The sequence below is a fragment of the Prosthecobacter sp. genome (assembly GCF_049294395.1).
Lineage (GTDB): Bacteria > Verrucomicrobiota > Verrucomicrobiia > Verrucomicrobiales > Verrucomicrobiaceae > Prosthecobacter.
This window is the reverse complement of sequence record NZ_JBAQCR010000333.1, coordinates 1-11,017: the sequence shown is the minus strand read 5'-3', so window position 1 is coordinate 11,017 and position 11,017 is coordinate 1. Positions and strand designations below refer to the sequence as shown.

At 58.6% G+C, this 11,017-nt stretch carries 10 protein-coding genes; 9 read left to right on the top strand and 1 reads right to left on the bottom strand.

Annotated elements, in window-relative coordinates; genetic code table 11:
* The first annotated feature begins 560 nt into the window (after positions 1–560).
* From WAW39_RS21955 to WAW39_RS21920, 8 genes are all read left to right on the top strand, one after another.
* On the top strand, positions 561–764 hold the full coding sequence (locus WAW39_RS21955; RefSeq protein ID WP_422321301.1) for a CsbD family protein: 204 nt from the start codon (positions 561–563) through the stop codon (positions 762–764).
* Positions 765–786: 22 nt separating this feature from the next.
* A complete protein-coding gene (locus WAW39_RS21950; protein WP_422321300.1) occupies positions 787–957 on the top strand; it encodes a hypothetical protein in 171 nt (56 codons plus the stop codon).
* A gap of 320 nt (positions 958–1,277) precedes the next feature.
* Positions 1,278–1,718, top strand: a complete 441-nt coding sequence (locus tag WAW39_RS21945; RefSeq protein WP_422321299.1) for a hypothetical protein — start codon at positions 1,278–1,280, stop codon at positions 1,716–1,718.
* Between the two features lie 124 nt (positions 1,719–1,842).
* Complete coding sequence (locus WAW39_RS21940; RefSeq protein ID WP_422321298.1) at positions 1,843–2,109, top strand: hypothetical protein; 267 nt, start codon at positions 1,843–1,845, stop codon at positions 2,107–2,109.
* A gap of 62 nt (positions 2,110–2,171) precedes the next feature.
* Positions 2,172–4,475, top strand: a complete 2,304-nt coding sequence (locus WAW39_RS21935; protein ID WP_422321297.1) for a copper-transporting P-type ATPase — start codon at positions 2,172–2,174, stop codon at positions 4,473–4,475.
* A 63-nt stretch (positions 4,476–4,538) separates the two neighbouring features.
* Positions 4,539–4,724: a YHS domain-containing protein gene (locus WAW39_RS21930; RefSeq protein WP_422321296.1), complete on the top strand. Its 186-nt coding sequence runs from the start codon at positions 4,539–4,541 to the stop codon at positions 4,722–4,724.
* A 76-nt stretch (positions 4,725–4,800) separates the two neighbouring features.
* Entirely contained in the window at positions 4,801–4,941 is a 141-nt protein-coding gene (locus WAW39_RS21925) for a hypothetical protein (RefSeq protein ID WP_422321295.1), read from the top strand.
* A gap of 95 nt (positions 4,942–5,036) precedes the next feature.
* On the top strand, positions 5,037–7,193 hold the full coding sequence (locus WAW39_RS21920; protein WP_422321294.1) for a multicopper oxidase domain-containing protein: 2,157 nt from the start codon (positions 5,037–5,039) through the stop codon (positions 7,191–7,193).
* A 57-nt stretch (positions 7,194–7,250) separates the two neighbouring features.
* Here WAW39_RS21920 and WAW39_RS21915 read toward each other — a convergent pair whose 3' ends face one another.
* Positions 7,251–8,705, bottom strand: a complete 1,455-nt coding sequence (locus tag WAW39_RS21915) for a DUF1501 domain-containing protein (protein WP_422321293.1) — start codon at positions 8,703–8,705, stop codon at positions 7,251–7,253.
* A 364-nt stretch (positions 8,706–9,069) separates the two neighbouring features.
* On the opposite strand from WAW39_RS21915, the gene WAW39_RS21910 reads away from it, so the two are divergent.
* Positions 9,070–11,017: TIR domain-containing protein (locus WAW39_RS21910; protein WP_422321292.1), on the top strand; the 1,948-nt coding region annotated here is incomplete at its 3' end.

The window sequence follows — 11,017 nt, the reverse complement described above, 5'->3', positions numbered from 1 at the left end:
CCAGAGAAGGCATCGCGGGATCAAGCGCCGAAGATCAAAGCGTCCAGGAGCGCGGACTTCAGTCCGCAGCACTCCGCGAAGACACATGGCCCCGCACCTCCCTCGAGTTCGCTGCACCGCATGCACGCCGAATTCCGAAACGGCCCTCCGCCCCTCGCTTTCACGTGCCGAAACACCCGTGTTTGCGAACTTCCACCTGCAGCGACATGCGCTGAGTGAAAGCGACCTGCTGCGGACTGGAAGTCCGCGCTCCGGGGGCGCTGTGGCCTGAGGCGCTCGAACCACCCGCTCTTACTGAGCGCAGCTTGTCGCTTTGGGCCGGGTTGTCTCCCCTGGAGGCATCCCGGCCCTTTGCTGGGCGCATGCCGTGGTATTTGGTGGTATAGTTCAGCCGGGGGTGTGTGATGGGTGCAGCGGCGGGTGGATGACAATGCCAGGCATGAATGCCCCAAGGTCGGGTTACACCCCATCGCTATTCGTCTCCCGCTGGCACAGAGTGGTGGCCTGCGAATCCGCGAAAATTCCGGCCGCAGAACCACCCACACCCAACCCACACGACCATGACAACACTCGAAATCAAAGGCGACTGGAACATCATCAAGGGCAAGCTGAAGCAGAAATGGGCCACGCTCACCGATGACGATCTCCAGTTCATCGAAGGCAAGCAGGATGAACTGGTGGGCCGCATCCAGAAGCGCACGGGTGAAACCCGTGAAGCCGTGGAACAGGCCATCAAGGGCACCTCATCCAGCTGCTGCAATTGAGCGCGCAGCACAGAGCAAACACATGAAACCAGAGCCTCCAGCAGCCGAAAAGAAACTCGGCACCGATCTGAAGACGTTTGAACAACTTCCCGCCAAGACCAAGGAATTGGAACTGCTGCAGGATCAAGCGGAGAAGACGGCCGGTCCGGAACACACAGCCCTGCATCAAAAGATACGGGACAAATCCAGCTAGGCACGGCATACCAGCGGATGCCACGCCGGCAGGCGGCGCCTGGGCCTGTGCACCTCACGGCCCAGGCAAAGCCCCCTGCCCGCAGGTGCCCGGTGCCAGCGGGACTCAACGTCCTCCCATGGAAAGAAAAACATCCACTTCGTCAAGGGGCCGGCCCCACGCGGGTGTTTCACCCGATGGCCGCCTGATGTCATTGCGCCCTCCGCCATGAAAAGCAGGGTTTAACCCCATCGCGAAGATGCTCATACCTGCAGACGATGAATCTTGTCGCCGGCTCCGCCAGAGACAGACACCAAACAAAAAAACGAAAGCAACCGACCATGAAAACCCCACCCTGTTCAAGCCTCCTCATCCGCTCCAGCCTCGCATTGACGATGGCCTTCGCCACCTTGTCTCCCATCTTTTCACAAGCCGCCGAACCTGCGGATGAGAAGAAGATGGACTCCAAAATGATGGAACACTGTGAGAAGATGAAGGAAGAGAAGGCGAAAATGAAGGCCGACATGAAGGCCCAGGATGCCGAGCTCACCGCTCATGCCGCCAAGATGAACAGCGCCCCGGCCGACAAGAAGGTGGACGAGATGGCCGCCCTGATCACCCACATGCTGGAGCAGCGGATCGCCATGGATGCGCGCAAGGCGAAAATGGAAGAGGAAATGATGAAACACATGATGAAGCACATGGAGATGGGCAAGGAGTCCATGGCCAAGTGCCCGATGATGAAGGGTGACCACAAAGAACACCACGACGCGCAGAAGTGAGCGGCTAGAGGGCCGGTGTGCTGCCAATTTCGGAGCATCCTGCAAGGGGTTGGCAGCTTCCCGGTGTTGTACTGAATGACTGGCGGCATCCCGTCGGTCGCAAACCACGCCCCAAACATCCATCATGAAACTCACTCTCGCCCTCCTCTCCAGCCTGTTCCTCGGTGCTGGCATCGCCTCTGCCATAGAAGGCGTTCCTGCCACCTGCCCGCTCAAGAAATGCGTCGTCTCAGATGAAGATCTTGGCGGCATGGGCAAACCCGTCAAAGTCACGCATGATGGCACGGACGTCTATCTGTGCTGCAAGTCCTGCCTGGAGGACTTCAACAAGAACCCTGCCGAGTATGTGGCGAAGGTGAAGGCGGCGCAGAAGAAGCAGGCGCTGCATTGATCTTCGTGGATGCTGGCGGGCTGCGTGCCCGCCAGCCCCTTGTCTTTTGCCCCCTCTTTCCCATGCCTACGCACGACCATTCCTGCTGCCAGCACCACGTCCCCACCGCACAGAAAGCGGTGCAGCCATCTGTGGGTGCAAAGTACTTCTGCCCGATGTGCCCGGGCATCGAGTCTGACAAGCCGGGCGACTGCCCGAAGTGCGGCATGGCGCTGGAGCGCAATCCGGCATGGAAAGCGGCGGCGAAGACGATGTACACCTGCCCGATGCACCCGGAGGTGCAGCAAGACCACCCCGGCGACTGCCCGAAATGCGGCATGGCCTTGGAGCCAGTGACGACTGCCCGGGATGATGCAGATGAAGGCGGCGAGGAGCAGGACCTGCGACGACGGCTTTGGATCGCGGGCGTGCTGACGCTGCCGGTCTTCATCCTGGCCATGGCTCATCTCATTCCCGCCCTGGGCCATACGCATTGGATCAATGGCAGCATTTCGCGCTGGGTGCAGGCGCTGCTGAGCACACCTGTCGTTCTATGGGCGGGTGCGCCCTTTTTTCGCCGTGGCTGGGTCTCTCTGCGCACCGGCCACTGGAACATGTGGACGCTCATCAGCATCGGCGTGGGTTCGGCCTACGTGTTCAGCGTGGTGGCGCTGCTGCTGCCGTCTGTGTTTCCTGCCGCCATGCAGATGGATGGCATGGTGCCGCTCTACTTTGAAGCTGCGGCCGTCATCATCGTGCTCGTCATCGTGGGGCAATGGCTGGAGGCACGCGCCCGCAGCCGCACGGGGAGTGCGATGCGCGCTTTGCTCGATCTCGCGCCACCCACGGCGCGGCGCATCACCCGCAGCGGCGACGAAGACATTCCTTTGGATGCCGTGGTGGCGGGCGATTCATTGCGTGTGCGTCCCGGCGACAAAATTCCCGTGGATGGCGTGGTGGCTGAGGGCGCCTCTGCCGTGGATGAATCCATGCTCACCGGCGAACCTCTGCCGGTGGAAAAAAACGCGGGCGACCAAGTCTCCGGCGGCACGCTGAACACGACGGGCAGCTTTGTGATGAAGGCGGAACGCGTGGGCCGTGAGACGCTGCTCGCGCAGATCGTGGACATGGTGGCGCAGGCCCAGCGCAGCCGCGCACCCATCCAGGGACTCGCGGACAAAGTGGCCGCCGTGTTTGTGCCTGCGGTGCTGGTGATCGCAGCGCTCACGTTTGCACTCTGGTGGTGGCTGGGGCCGGAGCCGCGCATCGCCTTTGCCATCGTCAATGCCGTCGCGGTGCTCATCATCGCCTGTCCCTGTGCGCTGGGGCTCGCGACACCGATGTCCATCATGGTCGGTGTGGGGCGTGGCGCGCGTGAAGGCGTGCTGGTAAAGGACGCCGCCGCGCTGGAGCGGCTGGAGAAAGTGACCACGCTGCTGGTGGACAAAACAGGGACGCTGACGGAGGGCAGGCCGCAGTTTTCACAGGCCATTCCCGCCGGCAACGAACCACCTGACACGCTGCTGCAGCTCGCGGCATCACTGGAGCAATCCAGCGAGCATCCGCTGGCCTCCGCCGTGGTGAATGCGGCGAAGGAAAAGAAGCTGCCGCTGCTCCCCGTGGAAGGGTTTGAATCCAGCACGGGCGGCGGTGTCTCCGGCCGCATCAGTGGCCGGGCGGTGCTCATCGGCAAAGCCGACTTTCTGCGCGAGAAAGGCGTGATGAATCTGGAGGCGCTGCAGGCGCAGGCCGCCAAGCGCCAGGAACTCGGAGAGACTGCACTCTTCATGGCGCTGGATGGTCAGCCAGCCGGACTGCTCACGGTGGCAGATCCCATCAAGGCCACCACGGCCGAAGCGCTGCAAAGCCTGCACGAGCTCGGCGTGAAAGTCATCATGCTCACTGGTGACCACGCGCGCACGGCCAGCGCCGTCGCTGCGAAGCTGGGGCTCGACAGCTTCAAGGCCGGGGTCACACCAGCCGACAAGATCGCGGAAGTGAAGCGCCTGCATGCTCTGGGTGAAGTCGTGGCGATGGCGGGAGACGGCATCAACGATGCCCCCGCACTGGCGGCTGCCGATGTGGGCATTGCCATGGGCACCGGCACGGATGTGGCGATGCAGAGCGCGGGCGTCACGCTGGTGAAAGGCGACCTGCGCGCCATCGCCAAAGCCATCCGCCTGAGCCGTGCCACCCTGGGCAACATCCGGCAGAACCTCGTCTTTGCCTTTCTCTACAACGCCCTCGGCATCCCGCTTGCCGCCGGTGCGCTGTATCCCTTCTTTGGTCTGCTGCTCAGCCCCATCGTGGCCGGAGCCGCCATGAGCCTGAGCTCGGTGTCCGTCATCAGCAACGCTTTGCGGTTGAGCCGTGTGAAGCTGGGGTAAGGCAGCTCACTGGGGTGGACACCCCATGGCACCCGCCGCCGTCCTGAGATAAAAAGGACGGCCATGACACCCACTCAAACCGTGACCAAGGACCCCATCTGCGGCATGACCGTGGACCCCGCCACCGCCATCCACGCGCAGCGCGATGGTGAGACCTTTTACTTTTGCAGCGAGCCATGCCGGCAGAAGTTTTTGACCTCGCCCGCCGAGGCCAGCCCAGATGACAAGTCCGGCTGCTCCTGTGACTGACGTGCACACGGCGCAGTTCCCAGGAAGGCCCGGGAAAGGATGCCAGACCCGAAACCAACTCTAACCATCATCCACCATGAACAAGCACATCACACTCATCCTCGCTGCCATCACGCTGGCTGTCATCAGCAGCTGCTCCACCAGCGGTTCGTCCTCATCCTCCATGCCCGGCATGTCCGCCGCAGAGCACGCCAAAATGATGCAGAAGGGCAGCTAACTGCAGAAGCTGCACAGGCAGCCTGCCATTGTTGCGGCGGCGTTCCTTGATGGATGCCGCCTTCGTTGTGTTCACTCCCAGGTCCCATCTTCCTTATGTCTTGCCGCCATCTCTCCGTCCTGATTTCTCTTCTGTGGCTCGGCTCTGCGCTGGCAGCGGCGGGCAGGACCGTGCGCTATGATCTCGCGCTCTCGGAGATCACGGCGAATTTTGGCGGCAAGGAACGGCGGGCGATGGCGATCAACGGCTCCATCCCCGGCCCGACGCTGCGCTTCACCGAAGGCGATGATGCGGTGCTGCGGGTGCGCAACGATTTGAAGGAGGACACTTCCATTCACTGGCATGGCATCCTGCTGCCCAGCAGTCAGGATGGTGTGCCGCATGTGAACATGGCGCCCATCCTACCTGACGAGACCCGCGAGTTTCGCTTCCGTCTGCGCCAGAGCGGCACGTATTGGTACCACTCCCACAGCCGCCTGCAGGAGCAGCTCGGCATTTATGGCAGCATCGTCATCCTCCCCAAAGGAGGCGAGCGCATCCCGGCGGATCACGATCTTGTGGTGGTGCTGTCCGACTGGACCCATGAACGCCCGCATGATGTGCTGAGCCAGCTCCGCGCGGGCCGCGAGTGGCAGCAGATCAAAAAAGGCACGGCTCAAAGCATTCTCGGGGCCATCCAGCACGATGCGTGGCCGGAGATGGTGAAACGATCCATGACAAGGATGAAGCCCATGGATCTGTCCGATGTGGGCTATGATGCCTTCCTCGCGAATGGACAGCCAGCGGCAGCCTTGGCACTGCGACCGGGAGCGAGCGTGCGAGTCCGGGTGATCAATGCCAGCGCCGCCAGTTACTACCATCTGGAGTATGCGGGCGGGCCGATGAAGATCATTGCCGCCGATGGCACCGAGGTGCAGCCCGTTTCCACCGGGCGCTTTCTCATCGCCATCGCCGAGACTTATGACCTGCTGCTGAAGGCGCCCGCGCAAGGCGGAGCCTGGGAGCTGAGAGCCACCGCCATGGATGGCGCCGGCCATAGCAGCCTCTTCATCGGCCAGGGCATACGGCACGCCGCAGCCGATGTACCGAAGGCCAACCTCTACAAGGCCATGGCTGGGATGGATGACATGTCGAACATGGGTGGCATGGACCACAGCGGCATGAAGGGAATGGACCACAGTGCGATGAAAGGCATGGATCACAGTGCCATGAAGGGCATGCCGCCGATGGCTGGCATGCAAGGCGGCGGCGCCATGTCCCACAGCATGGATGACCCGCAGCGCCCCGGCAGCCCGTATGAAAAGCTGCGCGCCCTGCGCTCCACGGAGATCTCCGGTGCACGCCCGCTGCGCGAATACACCTTCCGCCTGCAGGGCGACATGATCCGCTTTGTCTGGACGCTGGATGGCAAGACCTTCACCGAAGCGGACACCATCAACGTAAGGCGGGGCGAGAAGGTGCGCTTCACCTTCATCAATGATTCGATGATGCACCATCCCATGCATTTGCACGGGCATTTCTTCCGTGTCGTCACCAGCGCCGGCAGCCTCTCGCCCATGAAGCACACGGTGGATGTGCCGCCCATGACGAGCCGCACCATCGAGTTCGCCGCAGATGAGCCGGGCGACTGGATGATGCACTGCCATGTGCTTTATCACATGGAGGTCGGCATGGCACGCGTGGTGCATTACGAAGACGCCCCTGAGCCGAGCTACATGGCAGAGCATCCGATGAAGCACTCGGTGCTGCTGGGCGGCATGCATGATCCCGCATTGTTCTTTGGTGAAGGCATCCTGCTTTCCCAAATGACCGAGGGCAGCATGTCGTGGCAGAACAATCGCAACGGCCTCATGGCCCACTGGCAGTCGCGCATCGGCAACGGTAAGCGGACGCAATACGAGATGGGCCTGGACTACGATCGCTTTATCAACTCCTTCCTCAGCGTCTTTGCCAGTCAAGAGTGGAGCACCGGCACCAATGGGAATCGCGGCATGTTCGGCACCCGCTATCTGCTGCCCTTCCTGATCCAGTCCCAGGCCTCCGTGGACACGGACGGCGACGCGCGTTTCACCGTCAGCAAGGAATTCCACATCACCGCGCGCTTTTCAGTCTTTGGCCGTGCCCAGTATGACACCAAAGCCCAGTGGGAGACCGCGCTGGGAGCCGAGTACATCCTGCTCAAGGACCTCTCGCTCGTGGGCCAGTACCACAACCAATACGGCTGGGGTGCAGGCATCGGTTTCCGGTTCTAAGCAGACGGGGGGACACAAGGCGGGGCTTCACGTGTTCATCGGCTTACAGCCACCCGCTCAAAACAACTCACGGATCGCCCGGCCGCCATCTGACAGGGGCACGGCGACGCCGTTGGGGCGTGCAAGGCGCTGGTTCTCGCTGAAGCCGAGTTTGCGGTAGATCGTTTCGGCGTAGTCGTAGGGCGTGTAGAGGGCATCGGTCACATCGCCGCCTTCGCGGTCGGTGGCACCGATGACGGCACCGCCGGGACAGCCGGCACCGGCAAAGGCGATGGACATCGCGCGCGCCCAGTGATCCCGCCCGCCGTTCTTGTTCATGCGCGGGGTGCGGCCCATCTCGGTGACGAAACATACCAGCGTTTCGGCCAGCAGGCCGCGTTCATCCATGTCTTCGATCAGCGCGCTGAAGGAGCGGTCCAGGCTGGGCATCATCACCGGATGCGGCAGGCCGTAGCGCTCCTGATTGCTGCTGCCCTGCGGACCGCCGCAGGGGCCGTTGTTGTAGATGCCTTCGTGATGATCCCAGTTCAAAAACACGCCGCCCGGCTGGCCGATGCCGGGGCGCTTCACGTGCTCCGGCGGCTGGATGCAGGTGACGGTGACAAAGCGCACGCCGGACTCGATCAACCGCCGCCCGAGGAGGTAGCAGCTGCCACGATGATCGCGCCCGTAGCGGTCGCGCGTTTTGTTCGACTCGCGCGAAAGATCAAACGCGTGCTTCGCTTCATCGCTCGTGAGCAGATCCAGCGCATGCTTGGTGTGCCCCTTCATCAGCTGCCCGGCGGTCGATTGCGCGATGGCGCTGTCATCGAGCGATTCCAGCAGGCGGTAGCGCTCGATCAGCCGCTCGCGCCCCAGCCCAGCCTGCAACTCCAGGGAGCGCACCTTCCACGCGGGATCGCTGAGGTCTTCGCCGAGCTGTTTGGTGCCGAGCTTCCACGGCGCGCGGCTCGCGGGCAGAAAGCCGGTGCTGGTGACGGCATTGGGCATGTTGATGCCCGGGCAAAAGATGTAGCCCGGCATCTCGGGCCGCTCCGTGCCCATGAGCTCCGTGACCACCGCGCCGATGTCGGGAAAGTCGAAGGCGTTGGTGTTGCGGTAGCCTTTGAAAAACTCCTGGCAGCACTCCTTGTGCCCCGCCGTGGGCGCGGAAGTCATCGAGCGCACGACGGCGAGCCGATGCGCCTGCTTCGCCGTGAGCGGCATGAGCTCGGAGAAATGCGTGCCCGGCACGCTCGTCGGGATCGGCTTGAACGGCGACCGATGATCCAGCAGCGCGTCCGGCTTCGGATCAAACGAGTCCATCTGGCTGATGCCGCCCTCTTCATAGATCACCAGCACACGCTTCGCCTGCCCTGCCTGCACGGTGCCGGTCGCATTGCCCGCCCTCGCCTGCAAGGCCAGCCACTCCGGCAATCCCAGCCCGAGGACGCCCGCAGACATCGACTTCAAAAGCCGACGCCGATCGGGACTAAGCGCCGGAGCGCTGCGCTGCTGCAACCAGAGGTTCATGGCGGGAGATCTACAGCGGCAGAGCGGGGGTTGTTGCAAAACCGCGATGTTTGAGGAGCGGAAAAATTCATGTAATTTCGTCTTCAGGTAAAGCGTGGACAAAAAGCATGCTGGGTGATCATCAGGTTGGAGGCTTGGACAGGGCAACTTGATGTGCAGGATAGGCCGCCATCAACTGCGCATGCTATTGTAAAGCCATTATAGCTGAGATTTTTAGGCACTCTATAAAACAGACCGGAGCGGTGTTGCATCTCTGCATATTCCTGCTTTTCTCTAAGCCAAACACGAGTATTACAATACAGCCTGAATAGGATCGTGTATTCATAATTGACAAACGTAAATTAAAACATTCATATAAAATATTATGGCTTTCAATTATGACGTTTTTCTAAGCTATAGCAAAGCCGATCAAATAGAGGCTACAGCCATTGCCGAAAAACTTGCTTCTCACAATATTAGAGTCTGGTTGGATGAATGGGGTTTATATCCCAAAAGTGGCATCCTCAGAAATGAAATGAATCGTGCGCTTAACGATTCACATAAGTTTCTAGCATTGTGGTCAAATAATTATTTAAACAGCCAATGGGCTAAATCAGAAATAAAAGACTGGCTACATAATTCAGCTAACAATAACAGGCGTAATTGTCTACTCATCCTGAATCTCGATGGGTCACAAGTTGATAGCACATTATCTCGATTCGAGATCGACTGGATGAATGGAGCATCATTCTATGAAGTTCTTAACTTTTGCCAGCAACCAGAAGAATACAATGGTCCAGATGAAACCTCAATCGATGGTCGTATTGAGAATTTCTCTAATGAAAATCTGTTAGATATGCAGAGTCAAGAAGACAAGCTGCGTAAAATTGTTCTTCCGACCGTTCAATTCAGTGGAGCAACACTTGAGGAGGCAATCGAGTATCTTCGTATAAAAAGCATAGACTACGATAGTCCTGACAAATCAGGATATAGGCGAGGTGTAAGCTTTAGGGTTGACGAAGATTTATTAACGCTCAATGCATCTTTGAACCTTGACCTGAAAAATGTACCGTTAATTAAAGCTTTAGAGTATATCACCGAACTTACTGGAGTCGATTTTGAGATTGGACCTGAAGAGATTCGCATTAGAAAAAAAATCGATTCAATCACACCTCCCGTCGGAGAGCATGCAGCAGAAAGCAGAAAGCAAAACAGCGCACCTGTTGAAAATAGTTCTGCCGCCGTCAGTCGCGCACAGGCGGAAGGTGATAATCCAAGCACTACAGACCATTTTGGAAGAGAAAAGTTTGTGGAGACATTAGCGTACTTTCTTACAAGACCAAAAACAGGAACTCCACTAACCGTCTCTATAGAAGCACCGTGGGGAGGAGGCAAAACCTCATTCATGCGCCAGCTATCAAATCAAGTAAGTAATGGCCCAGAAAGTTATGAAGGACGGAACGACTTAATGGAGAGGTTGAAATGTTGGCTGAAAAACAACTTCACTCCTCATACAGCTCTTACCATGTGGTTCAATCCTTGGCGACACGCTGAGGCGGAGGCTATGTGGGCAGCATTTGCATTAGAATTTGCAAATAGTGTAAGGCGGCAGTCAATATGGACAAGACGATGGTTTTGGGCCCCTCTTTGCCTATGGTTTCAGAGCTACGATTGGAGCAAAGGCTTCCCTGAGGTCATTAAGTTTGCATTGAGGATTGCAATATTCATCTTTACATGTTGGGCATGCACTTGGTTTTGGTCTCATGGCCGAGAGGCTTGGGCAGACATTTCCAGTTCCGTTACTCAATGGAATAAACTGAGTGATAATCAGAGGACTGCTTCCGCCCTGACTGAGAAACTATTCACGGGTGAAAATGGCAAGTTGATCGTTGTCATAATAACCGGAATAGGATTAATGGTGCAATTGTCATCTGCACTAGGCAATCCACTGCTACCAGCAATTAAGCAATATCTCTCGAAGAAAGGTGCAGCTGATAAGCTTGGCTATGTGGAAGGCTTTCAAAGGCAATTTGGCCAAATGGTTCGTGCATATGCAGGCAACCGGCGAGTCTTTGTATTTGTGGACGACTTGGATCGTTGCGAAGCGGCTAAAGCAGCGAGTCTTATGCAATCAATTAATTTAATGCTCGGAGATCCAGACCTAAACGCAGTATTCCTGCTAGGAATGGACCGCGAAAAAGTTGCCGCAGGAATGGCATTAAAGCATGCGGACCTATTGCCGTTCCTTACTGCCAGAGAATTATTAGTTCAATTAGAAGACAATAACGCAAGCCCCAAAAATATTGAAGCACTTCAGCATCTTCTAGGTTTGG